This window comes from Altererythrobacter lutimaris (assembly GCF_013371495.1).
Lineage (GTDB): Bacteria > Pseudomonadota > Alphaproteobacteria > Sphingomonadales > Sphingomonadaceae > Erythrobacter > Erythrobacter lutimaris_A.
In genome coordinates this window covers 2,401,126-2,420,552 of the sequence record NZ_JABWTA010000001.1, presented here as the reverse complement: position 1 = coordinate 2,420,552, position 19,427 = coordinate 2,401,126, and the positions used below count along the sequence as shown (strand labels likewise).

Here is a 19,427-nt window from a genome sequence, read left to right as displayed (position 1 = left end):
GTCACTTCTTCCACGCACCGAAGCCGAACCACATCACGCCTTCGGCCAAGCGCCCAGTGGTTTCCTGACCGACTGCTTCCGCGCGGTCGCCTTGCGCTGCTTCATGCACCGCATCTTCGCCGTAAATGCCGATAGAAGGCACAACGAAATCGAAGTAGTCGCTCTCGGCAAAGCCTGCATTGCTGGTCAGATCCCGCGGCGTCTCATCGCGGTATCCCTTATAGTATGGCTCGTTGTTGTAATAGCTGTCCCAGTCGAGATAGAAGCCGTCAAACGCGCCCATCTGATCGTTCGGTGGCAGCTCCATATGGACGACAAGCCCGCCGGGCTTGAGTACGCGGTAAGCTTCGGCAAACGCTTTTGCGCGCTGCTTCTTGGACAGCTCGTGGAGGAACATCGAACTCCAAACGACGTCGAAGCTTTCATCTTCAAAAGCGAGGTCATCCGCGCACATCTGCATGAACGTGACGTCCTGACCCTGCATTTTCGCACGCGCTGAACCGTAGGCAAGCGGACCGGGCGCTGCATCAATCGCGATGACTTCCGCCTCGGGATAGGCCTGCTTCCATGGCAGCGTGTTGTGGCCGATGGTACAACCGGTATCGAGAATGCGCTTCGGCGCGAAATCGGGGAAACGCAGCTTGATATACTGGCTCATGGACAAGCCGATATCGTCCAAGTTCGCGCCCATCAGTCCCATGGAAAACACAGCAAGGCCGCGATCATAGACTGCACCGGCTTCCAGGCTGTCTTCGCCGCGGGTATAGCTGCCGGGCATCAGATGCACGTCAATCGCATGGACGTTCTTCGGAACGTCGAGGTCGGGATTGAGCTTCAACTCGCCCCCTAGGTCCGCGACAGCCTGCGCTTCTGCAGCCAGCCGCTCGCTTTCACGCTCGACGCTGTCTGCAACGCTCGCCCAAACCATTTTCTGCGCTTGCACGCGCATGGCCGAGTAAATGTTGAAGGCTGGATCACCGCGTAATGCCTGATGCGCTTCGCGGCTCGTTTCCGGCTCGTGGCCATGTTCCTTCTTAAAAGCAGGTGCCGCGCGGCGCTCGTAAGCGGAGCGCATATCACCAGCGAGATCATTCAGGATCAGGCTGCGCATGCCCGAAGTAAAGCGCCCACGGGCGACCTCTTCAGGCGTTGCCTGCGGTTTCATCGGATGCTGAAGCTCGACACTCATTCTGCCTCTCCTTGATCACTATCCTGTTCGATTTGGGGGACGCCGTGGTCGGCGAAATCGGCGACAAAGCGGCCTGTCTCAACCCGGCCCACCATGTCTTCGCGCAAAGGTGCCTCAGCGTAGACAGTTACCGTGTAATCGCCTGCGCTGGGGTTCTGCCGCAGCTTGATGATCTCTTCCTGATAGACCTTGCTGTTCCAGAAGGCCCTTGCATTGGCGAGACAGGGAAATCGCACAGTCAGATTGACGTAATTGTCTGGAACATCGCCTTCAAACACCGCCAGCGGACGCGGCGCTGTCACGTAGTATCCGCCCAGCTTCTGGTAGATCTCGCTTTCCGCAATCGCGCGGGCGTATTCGCCCATGCGCTCGCGATCCAGAGTCAGGCCTTCCACCACCATGTAGACCGGCGCGTCACAAGTGGATTGCGATGGCGGCGGTGCTTCGCCTGCAGGAATACCTTGCGTGAGCAAGGCGATTGAAGCTGCAATCATCCTTCGATCCTCCATTCATCGCATAGCGTCCGCTTCCACGGTCTGCCGTTCTTGAACCATTGCCAGGTCCGCGCACGGCTTTGCCCGTCCGGTGCGATATTGATCATCTCGACGTAATATGCGCCAGGTTCGTCGAGCCGGTCCAGCTTGAGCATCAACGTGTCTTCTGCCGTTTGCCAGCCATAGCCTGAGAAGCGATCCGTCTCCCACAGGATGCGTCGCCCGTCGAGCTTGCCACCAAACTCATACAGCGCTTCGCGGCCATCTTCCCAGCTAAGCCAATTGTGCTGGATGTAATGCCATTCGCCATCGTCCGGGAACTCGCAGTGTGTCTTGACCTTGTGCTCATCGAGCAGCGCGCCGTCACTGTCATAGTGGCGGTACCATCCGTCCCACCAGCCCTCATGGGCGAGCATGATGGGCATGACAGCGTTAAGGGCGGCGCGATTGCTCATCTCCGATCCTATCCCCTTGCCCCTTCTGCATAGGCGTCGATCGTAATCGCTTGCCCGGTCTGCTGGATCAGCGACTGACGACGCAGGAAGCGCAAGAGCCCGGAATTGCCCATGCGGCTCGGGCCGAGCCCCGACGCCTTACGCGATTCGTTCGCGGCATCGCCGACCATGCTGGTCATAGCCCCATCCTGCAGGCTGATCGCGCCCGCTTCCAAGCGGGAGCCGATCCTCGCTGCCTCTTCCATCGAGCCAGCGAGCACAGCAGCGGACAGGCCGTACTCGGTGTCATTGGCCTGAGCGATGGCATCTTCGATATCATCGAAAATCGTGACAGGCAGGACGGGGCCAAAAGTCTCTTCGCGCATGACTGCCATCTCAGTCGTCACATCAGCGAGGATAGTCGGGCGCAGGTAAGTGCCACCGCCCAGTTCCTCGATCTGACCGCCAGACAAAACGCGCGCGCCTTTGGCTTTTGCATCATCGATATGCGCTTGAACCTTTGCGCCTTGCGGGGAGAAGATAAACGGTCCCAAATGGCCCGAGGACGGATCAGGGTAAGTGATCTCAACCGCCTGCGCGTTTTCGACCAGCTTTGCGAGGAACGGTTCGGCAATATCGCGCGCTACGTAGATCCGCTCGATCGACTGGCAGGCCTGCCCTGTCGCAACGATGCTGGAGCGCAGCGCGACGCCAGCGGCCCATTCAGGGTCAGCGCTCGCCGTGATAATCATCGGGTCCTTGCCGCCAAGCTCCAGATTGGCCGGGATCAGCTGACGCGCGGCTGCCTCTGCAACCTTGCGGCCTGTCGCGGTCGATCCGGTAAAGCAGACATAGTCGACTTCCTCGATCAATGCCTGACCAACCTCTGGCCCGCCCATAATATAGGCAAGCGGCAACTCAGGGACTTGGGCCAATACCTCGCGCATCGGTTCAACAAAGCGCGGCGTGATTTCCGATGGCTTCACCAGCGCGGCACAGCCTGCCATCAGCGCCGGGACAGCATCGATATGGCTCAGGATCACGGGAAAGTTCCAAGGGCAAATCGCGCCGAATAGCGGATAGGCGCTGTAGGCTGGGACGATCTCGACACCTGGCGTGAAGGATTGCTCGACTTCGCTCGGCAGCGAAGCAAATAGCGCCGGCGCTTTCGCTGCCCAGCCCCGGATATTGCCGGCACAGCCCTGCACTTCGATCCGCGAAACCGCTTGACGCCCAGTATCCACCGATAGCGCTGCAGCGATACTTGGTGCTGCTGCTTCAATCACAGCGGCAAAGCGCATCATCACAGCCGCGCGGCCTTCGGGTCCCATCGCTTCCCATGCGGGCTGCGCAGCTCTCAGCCGTGCAGCTTCGCTGGCGATTTCCTCGCGCGAGGTGACCGCGAATTCATAGTCCTCTTCGCCGGTGCGGGGATTGCGCGCTTTCATTTGCGTCATTGTTGAGCCTCCCAAGCCGATACAATCTCAGAACCGCTGGCGAACCAGCTCTGTTCCCGGCTCGCGAGATCTGACAGCAAGTCCTCAAGCGCGGCGATCCGGAAGGGTTGCCCCATGATGTAAGGCGTCAGCTGCATGGGCAGGACACGCGCCGAGCTTTGCGCCGCTGCCTCATCTGCCAGCCAGTCAAACGCATCGCGCATCATCTGAGCCCAAGCCTCTGCCGAGTGCTGTTGAACGGCGACGATCTGGCGGTCGGACAAGTCGACGCTCGACGGCATGGCGACCATGCCGTTCGAGAAATGATAGGGCAGCTCGTCATTCACCCAGTCCGCGCACCAAGTAAGGCCGTGCTCATCGAGGATATCGAGCGTGCGCCAGCTTTGCGAACGCGCAATGGAATGCCAGCCTATAGGTTTCACGCCAGCAGCCGCTTCCAGCCGCGAAAGCGAGTCTGCGATCAGCGCGCGTTCTTCTTCTTCGCTCATCGAAGAAGCGATCGTTCCATTCATGTCCGTCGAGTGCGCGATGATCTCGTGCCCGCCAGATTTCACCGCGTCGATCAGTTCTGGATAGCGTTCCGCGACAGCCGCATTGACTGCGAAACTCGCTATGATGCCCGCCTTCGCAAAGGCTTCAAGCATGCGGAACACCGCAACCCGGTTGCCATAGTCGCGCACAGTGTAGTGGCGATAGTCAGGGTAAGGCGTGACCATATGTCCCGGAGCGCGGAAAGGCTCGTCCTCCGGCGTAATCGGATAATATTCGAGGTTCACACTGGCAAAGACCGCAACGGATTTGTCATCCGGCCAGCGCACCGGAGCGCGCGTGTGGATGTTCGACCACTCGTATAAATCGTGGTCGTAGCCCTCGCGCCGTTTGGGATATTGCGTGTAGCTTGGATCAAGGCTCATCGCTGCGCCCTCCAGCTATCGATGATGTCGCCAGCGCGCGCTTTCCAGCAGCGCGGATCGGCGGCGATATGGCGCAGCGCCTCTTCGAACGGGCCAATCCGGTGCGGCTGCCCGATCAGATAAGCGTGGAGAGGAATGCACATGACAGTGCCGGATTTCTCGCCTTCATCCGCAAGCCGTTCAAACTGCTTGATCAGGCTGTCGGCATATTCGCGGCCCGCCATGCCATAGACATTGAAGCCGTAATGGTCGTTCACTTCGAGACTATAGGGGATCGAAGCGAGATTGCCGGTCTTCGTCTTGACCTGCTGCACCTGATCATCGTGATAGAGGTCGCAAGTGTAATCAAGACCATATTCCGCAATCAGGTCGAGCGTGCGCGGCGTGTGCGTGAGAGCCGGGGCGAGCCAGCCACGAATGCGTTGTCCGGTCGCTTTCTCGACGGTCTCCAGCGAGTCTTCAATGATTGCGCGTTCCTGAGCCTCGGACATGCCGTAGGAATAGCGCGTGTTGTAGATCCCGTGGCTAAAGAACTCCCACCCGCGCGCAACGCCATCGGCGACAACTTCAGGGTGGTGATCGCACAAAGCGACCGAGAGGCTGACGCTTCCGGGAAAGCCGTGGCGGTCCATTACATCGGCCATGCGCCAGTGGCTCACACGATTAGAATGGTCGCGATAGGAATAGCCAACCACATCAGGATGCGGCTTGGGCCAAGGCTTGCGCTGCGGATTTACCGGTGGATCGATCTCGTAATATTCGAGATTGGGCGCAACCCAGACCGCGCAGGTCTTGCCTTCCGGCCAGACGATTTTCTTGCGGTCATTATATGGGTGATAGTCATAGAGACCGGGATCGGCCGAGCCTTCCTGCATCAACGCGCCTCCAGCCAGTCGATCACTGTCTGGACAGGCTCAACATCGGCATATTTGAGCTGCAGGTCCGTCAGGTTTGCGAAGTGATAGCTCTCATGCTTGTCTGCGCAGGTCTCGATCGGGACGATCGTACGGTACCCATGGCTGAGCGAATCGACCGCGGTTGCGCGCACGCAGCCGCTGGTGGAGCCACCCGTCACAACCACTGTGTCGACCTTGTGAAAAGTGAGGTAGCTGGCGAGCTGCGTTTCAAAGAACGCGCTCGGCATGCGCTTTGTATATTGCAGATCATCGGGATGAATCTCGCAGCGCGGATCAAACTCGTGCCGGGCCGATCCGTATTTGATGTTTTGAAGGCTGTCTTCGGTATCAGTACGCGTACCCCACACCCCCGCATCGCTCGCAGCATCCTTGTAGGCAACGCGGCTCCATATAACCGGCATGCCTTTGCTGCGCGCCAAGTTGCTGATCGTATTGATATATTCGATCTGGCGCGGGTCGGTCTCGTAAGAGGTCTTGAACATGTCGAGCCGCGTGTAGGCTTGCTGCGGATCGACATTTACAATCGCTAGTCTTTCGCCAAAGCCGAACTTCTTGCGGGCCGGATTGGCCATGACTTCTTCAAAGATCTGGCGTGCGGTCTTGTCACTTTCGACCATCCTGGTGCCAATGATCTCACTCATATTTCTTCCCCAACAGCGCCTCTTCGTTTCGGCTGCGATTCCGCTTTGACGGGAACCGGAAAGCCGCTTAGAGGCTTGTGACATAAATTTGTCCGGACAACTTGTCTATGCAGATTGTTCTGGTGCAAATTGTTTCGTTCAAGGACCCCTTTGTCTTTCAGGAGGCACACGCCAATGATCACGCGCCATGTCCTGACTGTTCGCAAGGCGAATGGAAGCCTCCCACGCAAAGTGCACTACCGCCGCTGTGGTAACGGTCCTGCGCTGCTTATGATCCATCAAAGCCCGCGTTCCTCGAAGGAATATGAAGCGCTGATGCTGCAATGGGGCGAGCACTTCACATGTATTGCGCCTGATACGCCGGGTTTTGGTCAGTCTGATGCGCTGCCTGAAGAGAATGGCAAGCTGCCTGACATCAATGTCTTTGCCGACGCGCTGGCAGATTTCGTTGCAGCGCTCGATTTTTGTGCGCCGCCGCTTGCATACGGGTTTCACTCCGGCGCTGTGATCCTGATGACAGCAATCAAGCGCCATCCGCAGATGTTCGGCGCGATGGCGCTGGGCGGCTATGCGGTGTGGAACGAAGAGGAGATGCGCATCTTCGGCGAGCGCTATCTCCCACCATTTCGCCCATCAGAATATGGCGAGCACATGACCTGGCTGTGGCACCGCATCATGGAGCAAAGCTGGTTCTTCCCGTGGTTCCACACATGTGATGAAGCGCGGCTCCCCAACGCGCATGACGATCCCGAAAAAGCACAGGGCTGGGTCGAAGACCTGCTCGATGCGGGTGATGCCTACCGCGCCGGCTATGGCGCCGTTCTGCGCGCACCGCGCGATATTCCGGAAGGTGGATCAGGCGCTCCACCCTGCCTCATCACAGCCTATGATGGCGATCCTCTGCAGCCACATATCGACCGGCTTGGCGCACTACCTGAGGGATGGGATGCGTATAAAGTCAAAACACCTGAGGATCACCAGGCCGCAAGCCTTGCCTTTCTGCTCGCTCACTCGAGCGGCGAGCAGTGCAAAGACGTGCCGGAAGATGCCGACGAAGGCTGGCTTAGGGTCGATAGCAGCCTGATCCATTGGCGCGGGCAAAAAGGCGCAGCCAAGCTCGTCTTGCATCCGCCAGCCCACGAGCTGACGGAGCCGAGCGAAGACCAGGTGGCGATTGATTTGCCCGGACACGGGCAGTCCGACGATCACTCTGACATCAGCGCGGCAATCGAAACAGCGCGCGAAGCGCTGGGTTGCTCAGTGGTTATCTACCCGGCCACACCCAAAGGCGATCCCGGCGCGCTCTATCCTGACCTTTCGCCAGACCGCTTCGGCACGCATTTGAGTAAGGCATGGAGCATAGCGCGCGCTGAAGCGTTCTTCGACCCATGGAACGAAGCGAACGGTGAAAATGCCATCCCTGTGAAACCATCTGCGATTACTGCCGAAGCCATACATGCCCGCGCGCTCGCACGTTTGCGGGCCGGGCGCGAAGCGGCAATCGGTTGGCACGAAGCGCTCGCCCATATGAACCAATCCCGCAATTGAATCATTTCCACGACGGAGCCCCCAATGACAAACCCTATTGCTGAACACATGCCGCTGCTTGCCCGCCATGAGGGCGTGTGGGACGGCACCTACACCTATTTCAACGCAGAAAACCGCATGGTGGACAAGCATGCGAGCCGCCTGATCTGCCGCATTCCGGACAATCCTGATCCGCATCCCTACCACCAGACAAATCATTACACCTGGGCCGACGGCAAGAAGGAAATCCGCGACTTTCCGGCAACTTTCCGCGATGGTCGGCTGTGGTGGGACAATGAGCTGATCCAGGGCTGGGCTGCTGCGGTTCCGCTAGACGAATATAACCGCACAATGATGCTGTATTGGCAGCGCACTGGTGATCCAGAACTCTATCTTTACGAGATGATCCAAATCTCCGACTGCGGCCAGAATCGCTGCCGCACCTGGCACTGGATTCGGAGCGGCATGCTGGAAACGCGCACATCGATCCAGGAGACTCTGGTGACGCGCGACTGGGCAGCGATTGACGAGGAAATGAAGGCGCAGACCGCCTAGAAGCGAAGGACTGATGGCGAAGACGCTGTTCGAAAAGATCTGGGCAACGCATCTGGTGGCGGAAACGCCTTCAGGCGCGGCCCTGATCGCGATCGACAGAGTCTTCCTGCACGAACGTACCGGGGCAGCCGCGCTCAAACGCATGGCAGAGATGGGCCGCAAGGTCCTTGATCCAGCACGTGTGTTCGCAGTCATGGACCACATTGTCGATACGCGTCCGGGGCGCGGAGACGGCACGCTGATGCAGGGCGGCGAAGGCTTTATCACAGAGACTCGCGCAGCGACCAAAGCTGCTGGCATCACGCTCTTCGATGTGAACGATAAGGACCAGGGCATCGTTCATGTGATCAGCCCTGAACAAGGTATTGTCTTGCCTGGCGTGACGCTTGTCGCGCCCGATAGCCACACCTGCACGCAAGGCGCATTCGGTGCGCTTGCATGGGGCATCGGCAGCAGCGAGGCCGAACATGCCATGGCCACCGGAACGCTGCGGCTCGACACACCGAGGACGATGCGGGTGACCTATGAAGGTGCGCTTCCTGATGGTGTGACGGCGAAGGATATGGTTCTGGCCTTGATCGCTGCTCATGGTGCAGGCGGCGGCGCTGGTCAGGTCGTCGAATTCGCTGGTGAAGCTGTAAGCGCGCTGGACATGGAAGCGCGCATGACGCTGTGCAACATGGCGACGGAATTCAGCGCTATGACCGGCCTGATTGCGCCGGATGCGAAGACCTTTGAATACCTCGCGGGACGGCCCTACGCCCCTACCGACTTTAACGAACATTACTGGTCTGATCTAAAGTCTGACGAAGGTGCGGAGTTCGACAAAGAGGTCACAATTGACGCCTCAAAGCTCGCGCCGATGGTGAGTTGGGGGACAAGCCCGGAGCACACGATCCCTGTCACAGGCAATGTGCCACAGGGACCCGAAAAGGTGCACAAATATATCGGACTGGACGCTGGCGCACCGCTTGCTGGAACGCCGGTGGATGTGGCTTTCATAGGCAGCTGTACCAATTCCCGCATCTCCGATTTGCGCCGCGCAGCGCGTATCCTCAATGGGAGGCGGATCGCATCGAATATCCAGAAAGCGATGGTTGTGCCCGGATCGCTTTCAGTGAAACGCCAAGCGGAAGCTGAAGGCCTCGACAAAGTCTTTACCGATGCCGGATTCGAATGGCGTATGTCCGGCTGTTCGCTATGCTTCTACGCAGGAGGCGAAGGGTTTCCTGAAGGCTCGCGCACCATCTCCAGCACCAATCGCAATTTCGAAGGCCGCCAAGGTCCCGGCATTCGCACGCATATTGCTTCGCCTGAAACCGTCGCCGCAAGCGCTATCGCGGGAGCAATCGCAGACCACCGCGACTATGCGCCTCTGAAGAACAAAGAGGAGGAGCCGGCATGAGCGCTTTCCCTCAGCCTTTCACCGGTATTGCTGCGCCGATCATGGTCGATAATGTGGACACGGACACGATTATCCCGAGCCGCGAAATGCGCTCCACAGGGCGTGATGGCCTGGCAGACGGTATGTTCGCACCTTGGCGTTACAGCGATGTCGATGCGCGCAAACCCAACCCCGACTTTGCCTTGAACCAGCCAGAGTTCGCGAACGCGACCATCATCGCGGGCGGCACAAATTTCGGTTGCGGTTCAAGCCGCGAGCATGCCGTTTGGGCGCTTGCTGAATACGGCATCAAGGCGATCATCGCGGAGAGTTTCGCGCCGATCTTCCAGAACAATTGCGTGCGCAATTTCCTGCTGCCCGTGGCCTTGCCGCGCGAATCCGTTGAGGCCTGTGCAGGCAATGCCGTCACCATCGATCTCGCTGCGCAAACCGTGCGCTGCGGCGACGAAACCTACACCTTCTCCATCGATCCCGAAGCCAAGCAAATGCTTGCAGAAGGACTGGATGCGATTGACCTCACCATGACTCAAGGCGATGCGATTGCAGCATGGCTTGCTGCAGACAAGCCTGCCCGCCCCTGGGTCTATCTGGAGAAACCCGCATGAATGACATTCTCGTTTCCGAAGTTGGCCCGCGCGACGGGCTTCAGTCGATTGAGCGGGTGATGCCGCTTGAAGCGAAGAAGGCATGGATCAGCGCTGAAGCCGCCACTGGAGTCAAAGAGATCGAAGTCGGCAGTTTCGTCCCGCCAAAGCTCTTGCCGCAAATGGCGGACACTGCAGAGCTGGTGAAGCACGCCAAGACGATCGACGGGCTCACAGTCGTAACGCTCGTTCCGAACGCGAAAGGCGCGCAGTTTGCAGCCGATGCGCGCGTGGACGGGGTGAGCATCCCCTTCTCCATGAGCGAGACTCATTCGATCAAGAATGTGCGCAAGGATCATCCCGCGATGATCGAGGAGATCCGCGCCGCAGCGGCAATCGCAAAAGAGCATGGCATTCACTTCGCAGTGGGCCTCTCCACCGCCTTTGGCTGCACTTATGAAGGCGCGGTCGATCCCAATGCTGTTGCGAGGCTAGCGGAGAAAGCCGCAGAAGCGGGCGCACAGGAATTCAGCCTGTCCGATACGACGGGCTATGCTGACCCCGCCCAAGTCCGCCGTCTAACGAAGCTTGTCAAAGCCGCAGTGGGCAATGACATGCTGACAACGCTCCATCTGCACAACACACGAGGGCTCGGTCTCGCGAACGTCGTCGCCGGTCTCGAAGAAGGCATCACTACCTTCGATGCGTCGCTCGGCGGATTGGGCGGATGTCCCTTCGCGCCGGGTGCAAGCGGAAACCTCGTCACTGAAGACCTGGTGCTGATGCTCAATTCTATGGGGCTCAAGACCGGGATCGATTTGGATGCGCTGCTCAAGGTGCGTTCGATCATCGAGGAAGCTCTTCCGGGCGAGCCACTTTATGGCTTTACGCCTGATGCCGGACCCATGCTCGATTACAGGCAAAGGATTGCTGCATGAGCGAGACTGCACCCACACCGCTTGCAGGCATCAAGGTCATCGAGTTCACGCATATGGTGATGGGGCCGACGGTCGGCCATATCCTTGCAGGGCTTGGCGCAGAGATTGTGCGGATCGAGCCCATCGGCGGCGACCGCACGCGGCGCTTGCTCGGTTCAGGCGCAGGCTATTTTCCGATGTACAATCGCGGCAAGCAGTCAATCTGCCTGGACCTGAAGAGCGATGAAGGGATCGCCGTTGCCAAGGATTTGATCGCAGGCGCTGATATTCTGGTCGAGAATTTCCGCCCCGGCGCTCTCGATCGGCTGGGCCTGTCCTATGGAGCTTGTTCTGAAGCCAATCCGCGCCTGATCTATTGCAGCGAGAAAGGCTTCCTTCCTGGCCCGTATGAAAACCGCACGGCATTAGATGAAGTCGCGCAGATGATGGGCGGGCTTGCTTACATGACAGGTCCTCCAGGCAAACCCTTGCGCGCGGGTGCAAGCGTGATCGATGTGACCGGCGGCATGTTCGGCGTGATCGGTGTGCTTGCTGCGCTGGAAGAGCGCCACCGCACCGGCAATGGGCAGAAGGTCGTCGCTTCGCTATTCGAAACTACGATTTACTTGGTCGGCCAGCATATGGCGCAATATGCCGTGACCGGCACACCGGCAGCGCCGATGCCCGCGCGCGTTTCGGCCTGGGCGATCTATGATGTGTTTGAAACCAAGACCGATCCAGTATTCATCGGGGTCGTCACCGATGCCTTGTGGGAGAAGTTCTGTAAGCTGTTCGGCTTGGACGAACTGTGGGCGGACGAATCTCTGCGCGAAAACAACAGCCGCGTGAAAGCACGCGACACGATCATGCCGCAGATCCGCGAACTGATCGGACAGTTCACCGCTGAGGAAGTCATCGCCAAGCTCGACGGGACGGGCCTGCCTTTCGCGCCGATTGGCAAGCCGCAAGACATGTTCGAGGATCCTCATCTGGCTGAAGGGGGCCTCGAACATGTTACACTCGATGATGGCACACCCGTACGTCTGCCGACCGTGCCGCTGGAGATGAGCGGCAAGCGAATTGGCTCGCCTCAAAGGCTTCCTACACCCGGCCAGGATGCGCGCGAAGTTCTCTCAGCGCTGGGCTATGATGCCGACCGGATCGAAGCCTTGATCGGGAACGGCGCGGTGGGAGAGAATGGATGAGGACATGTCTTGGACGGGGGATCGCATTGGGGGCACTCGCATTGCTGAGCGGCTGCACTGTCAATAACTACAATCAGACGGTCGAGGCGCCCGTCGCAGAGGCAGAGATCACCTCCCAATCCGAGCGGCGCGCAATGGACGGGGTCGAAATCGCAACGCCGCTTCCCACAGATGTGCGCCGCGCTTCGATCATCGTACGCGACATGGACAAGAGCCTGGCTTTCTGGCGCGATGCACTCGGCTTGGAGCTCAACTACGACGTCGAAGTGACGCTATCAGGCGTAAATCTGCCGGTCGGTGAGCCCGGCACAAAGGCGAGGCTTGTCCTGCTCAATGGCAATGATCCTTACCTGGGCTGGGTAGGCTTGTTGCAGCCGCTCGACCCTCCGCTGCCTGATGTCGACGAGCCTTATCCGACACGCCTTAGCTCCGGCATGGCCTTGATGGTCGTCAATACCGATGATGCGGATGCCCGCTGCGCTGCGGCCGCAGCGGTTGAAGGGACGTTGATGACCGGCCCGCCGCGCCTGCAGGTCTATCCAGGCCGCGATGGGCGTCCGGATATCCGTGTACGGGGCTGCAATGTGTTCGATCCCGACGGCATCGCGGTCGAGATCAACCAGCTCCTCGACTAAATCACAAAATCGATCGGTGCTGGCAGCTTGCTGCGATTGACGATCATCCTGCCGTGCAGCGTTTCGATCTGCTTGCTGCCTGTTTTCACAAAGAGAAATGGCAGGAAGCCGTGCAACATGCAGGCAATGCCTCCCAGGATCATGCGAATGCCAAAGCTGTTCGCGTGGACAAAATGCTCGCCATAAGTCTCGCCAACGCTGGCGGGATGTTCGGTAAAGGCGTCTGACAGACGGTCGATCATGGAAGGACTGGCCCCTGGGTTTAATGTGGTGATGAATTGGCTGGCGATACGATCAAGCGCAGCTATACCACCGCCGCAGGAGAAATTTCTCCCAAAGTGATCTGGTAATCTCGGTTAACTTGGGATATTTTCCCAAGAATGAGATCGAATTTCGAACTGGATGATCGTGACTGGGCGATCTTAGCACTTCTTCAACGTAACGCGTCCCTATCCGTCCAGGATATCGCCGATCAGGTGGGCCTGTCCGCCAATCCGTGCTGGCGGCGGATCAAGCAAATGGAAGAAGCAGGGGTCATTGCGCGCCGGGTCGCGATTGTTGATCCTGCGAAGATCGGTTTCGCCTCGACCGCATTCGTCGCGATCCGCACCAACCGGCATGATCCCGAGTGGCTCGCTCTGTTCGCCAATGCCATCTCAGAAATCGATCAGGTCATGGAGTGCCACCGGATGGCAGGCGATGTCGATTACATGCTCAAAGTCCGCGTGCGCGATATTGCGGATTACGACCAAGTCTATCGAAAGCTGATCGCGCGCGTGCCAGGCCTGATCGATGTGACCACGACGTTCTCCATGGAAGAGATGAAAGCGAGCACAGCACTGCCGCGGCCGAGTTAGGCAATCACTGTTAGAGTCACCGCCAGCGCGGCGAGGAAACTTGCGAGCGTTGCAGCGAAAACCGGCACTAGCGGACGCCATCCCGCTTCCAACAGCAAACCCATCCGGCTGCGCATAGCCGTAGCCGTGACCGCCAGCAGCAGCAGGAACTTTGCTGCATCGAGGCCCGGTTCGGCTAGTCCAGGCGGCAGGTTCACCAGCGAGTTGACAACCACGAGCGCGAGGAAAGCCGTAATGAACCACGGTAGAGTTAGCCGCCGCCAGATTGGTCGCGATCCACTTGCCTCACCCGCACTGCCAAGCAAGATCGCCACCAGCGCGACAACCGGGGCCAGCAAAGCCACGCGCGCGAGTTTTACAATCGTCGCCTGATCGCCAGCAATATCTGAAATCGCATAGCCCCCGCCAATCGCTTGCGCGACGTCATGGATCGAGGAGCCGACCAGATAGCCCGCCTGACTATCGCTCAATCCGAGTCCTGCCGCGATCAGCGGATATGTCGTCAGCGCCAGTGCGCTCGCCAAAGCCACCCCAACCAGTGTGATGGTGAAGCGCGAAGGATCGAGCCGCTCCTTGCCGATCACACCGTAAATCGCCAACGCAGCAGACGCGCCGCAAATGGCCGTCGCACCGCCTGCGAGAACGCCAGCATAGCGCCCCTGCCCGACCAAGCTGGAAGCGACGAGACCTGCCGCAAAAGCAGCGCCCATAATTACGAAAAGCCCGAGAAACGGTGTCCAGCCCATCCCGCTGATCTCTGCCCAGGTGACTTGCAGCCCCAACAACACGATCCCAATCCGCAGGAAGTGACGCGATGCAAAATCGAGGCCTGCACCCAGCGAAGGAAGTTCGGACAGAAAGTTCAGCGCAAGCCCGATGATGAGGCCCAAAAGCACAGCGGGAAAGCCATAATGCTCTGACAGCCACAACGCAGCAAGGCTCGCAACCAGGCACGTCAGAAGACCGGGAATGATATCTGCAAAGGCAAAGCGCGTTGGCGCATCGCTTTGCTCGGCCTGATACATCTCGCCATAGAGATCGCCTGCGAACAGATCGCGCTCTGACTGTGTTTCAGGCTTCATTGCCTCGCTTCTATGAAGCGGTAAGTTCCGGTCCGTCAATCAGCAGCACCTGACAGTCCGCAATGCCCTCGCGCAACTTCTTTGCTTCCGCATATTCCGGGCTGTTCCAGAAGCGCTTGGCCGCTTCCCTATCAGGCCATTTCGAGATCACCATTCCTGCGCCCTCGCCGAAATCGCCTTCAAGCAATTCCGCACCCGGACCGCGCAGCAGATACTCGCCGCCGAATTGCGTCACAAGCTCAGCCGCCTTTGCGCCATAGCCTGCAATAAAGGCATCGCGATCTTTGATACTGGCGGTAACGATCATATAGGCAGGCATGCAATATTCCCTTGATTTGCAGCGCGATTACCAGCGCGTCTTCGAACGCAGATAGCGCCCCGCATCGGCGGTATCGGTCGGCTGATAGTCAGCAATCAGGTTCGGGCCATAGGGGCTGCGATATTTGTCATAAACCGGCATCACCAGCTCACTATGGACAATCGGCTGGCGGTGGCGCGCGCGAAAATCGCCAATTGGTATGCGGCCGTAGACCAGCGTTTCATTGTCGGTTTCGGCTTTCTCGAAGAATTCGCCATCCGGTCCGACAATGCCGGCATAGCCGGGATTGGAATCCGCAAGGTAGTATTCGTTCTCCGGCGATGCGGAGTTATTCGCGATGGTTGAATAGACGCTGTTGTAGAAAGAAACAGCGCGGATATCGAGCTCGCCATAATTGCCGGTCGCTGTGCGCAGCATGATCTCCGTGCCTTTCATCGCAGCTGCTCGGAACAGCTCGGGCTCACGCTGCGAGGAGCTGGTGTAGAGATTGCCGATCGGTGTGCGGATCACCGGGACAACCTCGTCCCAGCCATAACGTTCAACGTATTCGTCGAGCACATCGTAGATCGTCGTTGTGAATAGCTCACGCCCACCGGGGAAGAAGCCCTTCAGATTGCGCGCCTTCCAGTCTTTGGCGATGATCGTGCCGGTGTCATCGATAATCGTCGTGATGCTGAGCAAGCGTTTTGGCCATGCAGGGTCGCGAACATAGGACCCGAATACGATGTAGCTGCCATATTCCCTGGCTTTTGCAGCGAGCATCTCCGTCTCTTCGCCCGGTACTTCGATTGCGATCTTACGCGCATCACCCAAGTCCCAGACATGTCGGTATCCGGTGATAGGAAACTCGTGAAAGCAGATGAGGTCCTTCGCGCCTGAGAAGCCGTTCGCGATGTCGATCACATCGCACATATGTTGCACATTTGCGCGGCGCGTCTGCTTGATATTGCCAAGCTCGACAGGGACCACACGCGTTTGCGCCACAGCGAGCGAGATCGTGTCTTTCTTCAGCGGTACAGTATCGTATGTGCCGTCAGAGCGCATGTTGATCTCAGTCGAACCGGGCTTCGCTTCCGCCGCCACTGCAGGTGAGGCAAACTGGGTCCAGCTGAAAGCACCAGCAGCACTTGCGGCCGCACCCGCCCCTAACAATGTCCGACGGTCCATAACCGGCTCTCCTTTGTCGTTACGCGTCTTGCCTCAGAACGGTTTAACCGCGCCAAGGAAACAGACCGAGGCGATGGTAATCCAGTAGACATAGGCCGCAAAGCGCGCTTGCGTGATCTCGCGTTCCAATGCTGCTTCTTCCGCTGCATTGGGACCCGCTGCGAGCACCCGGAAGCGTGTTGTCCAACGCCGCATCACGAGGCGCAAGAACAATCCAATGCAAAGCGCAAATGCATAGAGCGCCATCTTCCATGGATACCAGTGATTGCCTTCGCTGACTTCAATCGGGCCGGAACCTGCCATCGCCATGAAAGCAAACAGAAACAGCGCAATGATCAGCGGATAGCGCAGCAATTCCTCTGCTTTAGTGACAGTGATGCCAATGTCTGTTTCGCGCTTGAAGAAAGCGGTCCAGGTCATGCCAAGCCAGACGGCAAAGAACAGCCACATCCACCAGATGCCCGCCCCTTCCAGCATGGGCACAAAGCCATAGAGCTTGCCCATATGAAGCCCGAGCGGCAGCAGCAGGACAATGCCTGTACGCGCAAGGATATCGATCCGGTAAGCGGTTTCCATATGCCGCTTGCGTTCTTCCAGGCTGAGATCGCGATTGGTCACATGATAGCTGGTCTGGAAGACGCCCCATTCGCCGCCCAGCCAATAGACCATCGCTAGGATATGAACCCAGCGCAGTATGCTGAGCTCATGCATGTTAAGAAATTCCACGTTTTCCCTCCCCTATTGCCGCAGCGAGATCCCTATTCGCGCGACAATTTTTCCACGATCTCCATGATCGGCGGGTCCGCCGCCTCCATCGCTTCAACTTCCTGCTGGAAGCCCCGCATGATGCGGTTGATGTAAGCGCGTGTTGCGAGCCCGCGCTCGTCTCCCGCAGCCCGGTCTGGCTCGTATCGGTCGATGTCTTCACGGCGCAGCGTGCCCTTTTCGTCGAGCAGCCGTTCAACGGTATCCTGTCGTTCGCGCAGAGCAGAGACTTCCGCTGCCAGCGCAAAGACTGTCGAGTAAAGCCTGTCGAGCGCCGGATCGGAAAAGTATTCAGGCCGTTTGCCCTTGGCCCGCTTGCCAGAGGCCTCGACCCAATCGAAGCCGGGATCGTCCGGGCTTGTCACGCCGCTTCCGCCTGCGCGAGAGGTTTCCACGCGCCGTAGGCGTTCCAGATCGCAGCGCGGCCAAAGTCTTCTTCGCCCTCGTCAGGCGATGGCGGGAAAATCTCTGGATCGACTACCGCGCGAACACCCACGGTGAACTGGTCATCGCGCGCAAAGCCGGCATCCGCCATGACTTGCTTTAAGTCCTGACCGTGCATCGCAGACCAGAACGGTTCATTATTATTGAACGCATCCCAGTCGCGCATGAATTGCTCGAACAGTGGCATTTCGTCAGTGTATTCGGGCTGTTCGATATGGAAAATCAAGCCGCCCGGAGCCAGCACGCGGTTTGCTTCAGCGAGGATACGCGGCATCGCTTTGGACGACAGCTCGTGCAGGAACATTGTGGTCTGCACCCAGTCGAAATAGCCGTCAGCCCAGCGCGACAGGTCCTCGCCCGAAGCCTGCACGAACTTAATGTTCTTGACGCCCATCGATGCAGCGCGCGCCGCGCCATAACGCAGCGATGCGGCAGCTGTATCGATTGCAATCACTTCCGCATCAGGGAAAGCTTGCGCCAGCGGGACGGCGTTATGACCAACCGTTGCACCGATATCGAGGATGCGGCGTGGCTGCCAGTCAGGGCGCTCTTTCTTGATCCACTCGACAATCGCCTGACCGCCGCCATCATTAAGTCCGCCCAGCGCGCCGCCAGTGGTCGCAAACAGACCGATATCATAATTCGCACCAACTGTCACATCGCCACTGCGCTCTTCAGAGTGATAGCCGCCGGGCTGGCAGTGAATGTCAACTGCAGTCTGGTAATGCGGCTGTTCGACAGTCGGATCCAGCTCCAGCATGCCGGAATGCTCGTTGAACTGGCGCGCCTGTGCATCAAGCTCGTCCAGCTGGCGCAGCACCGTCTGACGGCCATTGTGCTGGCGCATTTCCATCGAGTTGCGCTTCAAAGCGGACCACATACGATGCCACGGGTCTTCATTCATCGCGTCGCGGATTTCGTAGCGATGCTCCGGCTCGCGCCCATGTTTTTCAACAAATGCAGGCAACACGCGCTTGTCATAGGCAAGCTTGTTGCCCTTCCCGATTGCGCCTGAAAGATAGCGGTTGAAATGCGTGAGGAAGTTGAATCGCGCCGCTTCATCATGGCTTGTGCGCGGCATCATAGGGTGCCGCGTCAGCGCAGTGTAAGGGGGTGGGAGATCCGACATCGTACTTCTTCCTTAAATTTGTCCGGACAAATTTGCGCAAGCCCTGCGCATTTGTCAATCCGTCAATGCATGAGAGTGTACTTCCGATCCGGTCGCTCAACCTTGACCTGGCGCAAATTCCAAGCCCCAGCGCACTGCTTTCCGGATAACGCGCGAGGACCGCTTGCTCCTCAGGCCTGCTTGCGCAATCTGAGTGGCATGGCGATTCTCTCAGACAAATGGATTCGAACGCAAGCGCAAGAGCACGGCATGATCGAGCCTTTCGTGGAAGCGCAAAGGCGCGAAGGCGTAATCAGCTATGGCCTCAGCTCGTATGGATATGACGCGCGGGTCGCGCCGGAGTTCAAGATCTTCACCAATGTGAACTCGGCCACAGTCGATCCGAAGAAATTCGATGCGGAAAGCCTCGTCGACCGCGAGACCGATGTCTGCATCATTCCGCCCAACTCTTTCGCGCTGGCACGTACAGTCGAGTATTTCCGCGTGCCCGAAGATGTGCTGGTGATCTGCCTTGGCAAATCGACCTATGCGCGCTGCGGGATCATCGTGAATGTGACGCCGCTCGAGCCTGGTTGGGAGGGCCATGTGACGCTTGAGTTCTCCAACACTACACCGCTACCGGCCAAGATCTACGCCAATGAAGGCGCGTGCCAGTTCCTGTTCCTCAAAGGCAATGAACGCTGCGAGACGAGCTATAAGGACCGGGCGGGCAAATATATGGGCCAGCGCGGGGTGACACTGCCGCGGCTTTAAGGGCTGCAATGCAGATTGTCGGCTGAGAATCCGCTTG

Annotated in this window: 23 protein-coding genes; 9 read left to right on the top strand and 14 right to left on the bottom strand. The window is 58.6% G+C overall.

Annotated features, from left to right (window positions below):
• Position 1: 1 nt before the first annotated feature.
• The 7 genes from HUO12_RS11785 to HUO12_RS11755 are packed head-to-tail and all read right to left on the bottom strand — an operon-like array spanning position 2 to position 6,046.
• Positions 2 to 1,189 (bottom strand): class I SAM-dependent methyltransferase, encoded by a 1,188-nt coding sequence (locus HUO12_RS11785; RefSeq protein WP_176273781.1) that lies wholly within the window; start codon positions 1,187 to 1,189, stop codon positions 2 to 4.
• A complete protein-coding gene (locus tag HUO12_RS11780; RefSeq protein WP_176273780.1) occupies positions 1,186 to 1,683 on the bottom strand; it encodes a DUF1330 domain-containing protein in 498 nt (165 codons plus the stop codon). The genes HUO12_RS11785 and HUO12_RS11780 overlap by 4 nt, the downstream gene beginning before the upstream one ends.
• Positions 1,680 to 2,138, bottom strand: a complete 459-nt coding sequence (locus HUO12_RS11775) for a hypothetical protein (protein WP_232367386.1) — start codon at positions 2,136 to 2,138, stop codon at positions 1,680 to 1,682. The genes HUO12_RS11780 and HUO12_RS11775 overlap by 4 nt, the downstream gene beginning before the upstream one ends.
• Before the next feature lie 8 nt (positions 2,139 to 2,146).
• Entirely contained in the window at positions 2,147 to 3,574 is a 1,428-nt protein-coding gene (locus tag HUO12_RS11770; RefSeq protein WP_232367385.1) for an aldehyde dehydrogenase family protein, read from the bottom strand.
• Positions 3,571 to 4,488 (bottom strand): polysaccharide deacetylase family protein, encoded by a 918-nt coding sequence (locus tag HUO12_RS11765; RefSeq protein ID WP_176273779.1) that lies wholly within the window; start codon positions 4,486 to 4,488, stop codon positions 3,571 to 3,573. Before HUO12_RS11765 ends, HUO12_RS11770 begins: the two co-directional genes overlap by 4 nt.
• On the bottom strand, positions 4,485 to 5,363 hold the full coding sequence (locus HUO12_RS11760; RefSeq protein WP_176273778.1) for a polysaccharide deacetylase family protein: 879 nt from the start codon (positions 5,361 to 5,363) through the stop codon (positions 4,485 to 4,487). Before HUO12_RS11760 ends, HUO12_RS11765 begins: the two co-directional genes overlap by 4 nt.
• Entirely contained in the window at positions 5,363 to 6,046 is a 684-nt protein-coding gene (locus HUO12_RS11755) for an isochorismatase family protein (protein WP_217905193.1), read from the bottom strand. The genes HUO12_RS11760 and HUO12_RS11755 overlap by 1 nt, the downstream gene beginning before the upstream one ends.
• Before the next feature lie 174 nt (positions 6,047 to 6,220).
• Between HUO12_RS11755 and HUO12_RS11750 the strand changes: the two genes are divergently transcribed.
• Genes HUO12_RS11750 through HUO12_RS11720 form a run of 7 tightly spaced genes read left to right on the top strand, consistent with a single transcriptional unit; the run spans position 6,221 to position 12,874 of the window.
• A complete protein-coding gene (locus HUO12_RS11750; RefSeq protein WP_176273777.1) occupies positions 6,221 to 7,594 on the top strand; it encodes an alpha/beta fold hydrolase in 1,374 nt (457 codons plus the stop codon).
• Positions 7,595 to 7,618: 24 nt separating this feature from the next.
• Entirely contained in the window at positions 7,619 to 8,128 is a 510-nt protein-coding gene (locus tag HUO12_RS11745; RefSeq protein WP_176273776.1) for a DUF3598 domain-containing protein, read from the top strand.
• A gap of 13 nt (positions 8,129 to 8,141) precedes the next feature.
• Positions 8,142 to 9,533: a 3-isopropylmalate dehydratase large subunit gene (locus tag HUO12_RS11740; RefSeq protein WP_176273775.1), complete on the top strand. Its 1,392-nt coding sequence runs from the start codon at positions 8,142 to 8,144 to the stop codon at positions 9,531 to 9,533.
• Positions 9,530 to 10,138 carry a 3-isopropylmalate dehydratase small subunit gene (leuD, locus tag HUO12_RS11735; RefSeq protein ID WP_176273774.1) on the top strand — a complete coding sequence of 203 codons (609 nt, stop codon included), beginning with the start codon at positions 9,530 to 9,532 and terminating at the stop codon, positions 10,136 to 10,138. The genes HUO12_RS11740 and leuD overlap by 4 nt, the downstream gene beginning before the upstream one ends.
• Positions 10,135 to 11,055, top strand: coding sequence for a hydroxymethylglutaryl-CoA lyase (locus tag HUO12_RS11730; RefSeq protein ID WP_176273773.1), 921 nt, complete (start codon positions 10,135 to 10,137; stop codon positions 11,053 to 11,055). Before leuD ends, HUO12_RS11730 begins: the two co-directional genes overlap by 4 nt.
• Complete coding sequence (locus HUO12_RS11725) at positions 11,052 to 12,239, top strand: CaiB/BaiF CoA transferase family protein (RefSeq protein ID WP_176273772.1); 1,188 nt, start codon at positions 11,052 to 11,054, stop codon at positions 12,237 to 12,239. Before HUO12_RS11730 ends, HUO12_RS11725 begins: the two co-directional genes overlap by 4 nt.
• Positions 12,236 to 12,874, top strand: a complete 639-nt coding sequence (locus HUO12_RS11720; RefSeq protein ID WP_176273771.1) for a VOC family protein — start codon at positions 12,236 to 12,238, stop codon at positions 12,872 to 12,874. The genes HUO12_RS11725 and HUO12_RS11720 overlap by 4 nt, the downstream gene beginning before the upstream one ends.
• On the opposite strand, the gene HUO12_RS11715 is transcribed toward HUO12_RS11720, so the two are convergent.
• The gene (locus HUO12_RS11715; RefSeq protein ID WP_176273770.1) at positions 12,871 to 13,116 is read right to left on the bottom strand and encodes a DUF6356 family protein; all 246 of its coding nucleotides are present in this window, start codon (positions 13,114 to 13,116) and stop codon (positions 12,871 to 12,873) included. The two genes, HUO12_RS11720 and HUO12_RS11715, sit on opposite strands and share 4 nt — an antisense overlap.
• A gap of 138 nt (positions 13,117 to 13,254) precedes the next feature.
• Here HUO12_RS11715 and HUO12_RS11710 point away from each other — a divergent pair, with 138 nt between their 5' ends.
• Entirely contained in the window at positions 13,255 to 13,731 is a 477-nt protein-coding gene (locus tag HUO12_RS11710) for an Lrp/AsnC family transcriptional regulator (protein WP_176273769.1), read from the top strand.
• Here the strand turns inward: HUO12_RS11710 and HUO12_RS11705 are convergent.
• From HUO12_RS11705 to HUO12_RS11680, 6 genes are read right to left on the bottom strand one after another with little or no spacing between them, the layout of a single operon-like run.
• Positions 13,728 to 14,813 carry a YeiH family protein gene (locus tag HUO12_RS11705; protein WP_176273768.1) on the bottom strand — a complete coding sequence of 362 codons (1,086 nt, stop codon included), beginning with the start codon at positions 14,811 to 14,813 and terminating at the stop codon, positions 13,728 to 13,730. The genes HUO12_RS11710 and HUO12_RS11705 overlap by 4 nt on opposite strands.
• A gap of 10 nt (positions 14,814 to 14,823) precedes the next feature.
• Positions 14,824 to 15,132, bottom strand: a complete 309-nt coding sequence (locus HUO12_RS11700; protein WP_176273767.1) for a DUF1330 domain-containing protein — start codon at positions 15,130 to 15,132, stop codon at positions 14,824 to 14,826.
• Between the two features lie 27 nt (positions 15,133 to 15,159).
• A complete protein-coding gene (locus tag HUO12_RS11695) occupies positions 15,160 to 16,299 on the bottom strand; it encodes a nitrilase-related carbon-nitrogen hydrolase (protein ID WP_176273766.1) in 1,140 nt (379 codons plus the stop codon).
• A gap of 33 nt (positions 16,300 to 16,332) precedes the next feature.
• On the bottom strand, positions 16,333 to 17,025 hold the full coding sequence (locus tag HUO12_RS11690; RefSeq protein WP_176273765.1) for a hypothetical protein: 693 nt from the start codon (positions 17,023 to 17,025) through the stop codon (positions 16,333 to 16,335).
• Between the two features lie 32 nt (positions 17,026 to 17,057).
• A complete protein-coding gene (locus HUO12_RS11685) occupies positions 17,058 to 17,459 on the bottom strand; it encodes a hypothetical protein (RefSeq protein WP_217905192.1) in 402 nt (133 codons plus the stop codon).
• Positions 17,426 to 18,637, bottom strand: a complete 1,212-nt coding sequence (locus HUO12_RS11680) for a class I SAM-dependent methyltransferase (RefSeq protein ID WP_176273764.1) — start codon at positions 18,635 to 18,637, stop codon at positions 17,426 to 17,428. Before HUO12_RS11680 ends, HUO12_RS11685 begins: the two co-directional genes overlap by 34 nt.
• A 198-nt stretch (positions 18,638 to 18,835) precedes the next feature.
• Between HUO12_RS11680 and dcd the strand changes: the two genes are divergently transcribed.
• Complete coding sequence (dcd, locus tag HUO12_RS11675; protein ID WP_176273763.1) at positions 18,836 to 19,390, top strand: dCTP deaminase; 555 nt, start codon at positions 18,836 to 18,838, stop codon at positions 19,388 to 19,390.
• Positions 19,391 to 19,427 lie beyond the last annotated feature (37 nt).

What these genes read in the sequence shown, in the direction of transcription:
- HUO12_RS11785 (WP_176273781.1), bottom strand. Translation starts at nt 1,189, where the DNA reads ATGAGTGTCGAGCTTCAGCATCCGATGAAACCGCAGGCAACGCCTGAA.
- HUO12_RS11780 (WP_176273780.1), bottom strand. Translation starts at nt 1,683, where the DNA reads ATGATTGCAGCTTCAATCGCCTTGCTCACGCAAGGTATTCCTGCAGGC.
- HUO12_RS11775 (WP_232367386.1), bottom strand. Translation starts at nt 2,138, where the DNA reads ATGAGCAATCGCGCCGCCCTTAACGCTGTCATGCCCATCATGCTCGCC.
- HUO12_RS11770 (WP_232367385.1), bottom strand. Translation starts at nt 3,574, where the DNA reads ATGACGCAAATGAAAGCGCGCAATCCCCGCACCGGCGAAGAGGACTAT.
- HUO12_RS11765 (WP_176273779.1), bottom strand. Translation starts at nt 4,488, where the DNA reads ATGAGCCTTGATCCAAGCTACACGCAATATCCCAAACGGCGCGAGGGC.
- HUO12_RS11760 (WP_176273778.1), bottom strand. Translation starts at nt 5,363, where the DNA reads ATGCAGGAAGGCTCGGCCGATCCCGGTCTCTATGACTATCACCCATAT.
- HUO12_RS11755 (WP_217905193.1), bottom strand. Translation starts at nt 6,046, where the DNA reads ATGAGTGAGATCATTGGCACCAGGATGGTCGAAAGTGACAAGACCGCA.
- HUO12_RS11750 (WP_176273777.1), top strand. Translation starts at nt 6,221, where the DNA reads ATGATCACGCGCCATGTCCTGACTGTTCGCAAGGCGAATGGAAGCCTC.
- HUO12_RS11745 (WP_176273776.1), top strand. Translation starts at nt 7,619, where the DNA reads ATGACAAACCCTATTGCTGAACACATGCCGCTGCTTGCCCGCCATGAG.
- HUO12_RS11740 (WP_176273775.1), top strand. Translation starts at nt 8,142, where the DNA reads ATGGCGAAGACGCTGTTCGAAAAGATCTGGGCAACGCATCTGGTGGCG.
- leuD (WP_176273774.1), top strand. Translation starts at nt 9,530, where the DNA reads ATGAGCGCTTTCCCTCAGCCTTTCACCGGTATTGCTGCGCCGATCATG.
- HUO12_RS11730 (WP_176273773.1), top strand. Translation starts at nt 10,135, where the DNA reads ATGAATGACATTCTCGTTTCCGAAGTTGGCCCGCGCGACGGGCTTCAG.
- HUO12_RS11725 (WP_176273772.1), top strand. Translation starts at nt 11,052, where the DNA reads ATGAGCGAGACTGCACCCACACCGCTTGCAGGCATCAAGGTCATCGAG.
- HUO12_RS11720 (WP_176273771.1), top strand. Translation starts at nt 12,236, where the DNA reads ATGAGGACATGTCTTGGACGGGGGATCGCATTGGGGGCACTCGCATTG.
- HUO12_RS11715 (WP_176273770.1), bottom strand. Translation starts at nt 13,116, where the DNA reads ATGATCGACCGTCTGTCAGACGCCTTTACCGAACATCCCGCCAGCGTT.
- HUO12_RS11710 (WP_176273769.1), top strand. Translation starts at nt 13,255, where the DNA reads ATGAGATCGAATTTCGAACTGGATGATCGTGACTGGGCGATCTTAGCA.
- HUO12_RS11705 (WP_176273768.1), bottom strand. Translation starts at nt 14,813, where the DNA reads ATGAAGCCTGAAACACAGTCAGAGCGCGATCTGTTCGCAGGCGATCTC.
- HUO12_RS11700 (WP_176273767.1), bottom strand. Translation starts at nt 15,132, where the DNA reads ATGCCTGCCTATATGATCGTTACCGCCAGTATCAAAGATCGCGATGCC.
- HUO12_RS11695 (WP_176273766.1), bottom strand. Translation starts at nt 16,299, where the DNA reads ATGGACCGTCGGACATTGTTAGGGGCGGGTGCGGCCGCAAGTGCTGCT.
- HUO12_RS11680 (WP_176273764.1), bottom strand. Translation starts at nt 18,637, where the DNA reads ATGTCGGATCTCCCACCCCCTTACACTGCGCTGACGCGGCACCCTATG.
- dcd (WP_176273763.1), top strand. Translation starts at nt 18,836, where the DNA reads ATGGCGATTCTCTCAGACAAATGGATTCGAACGCAAGCGCAAGAGCAC.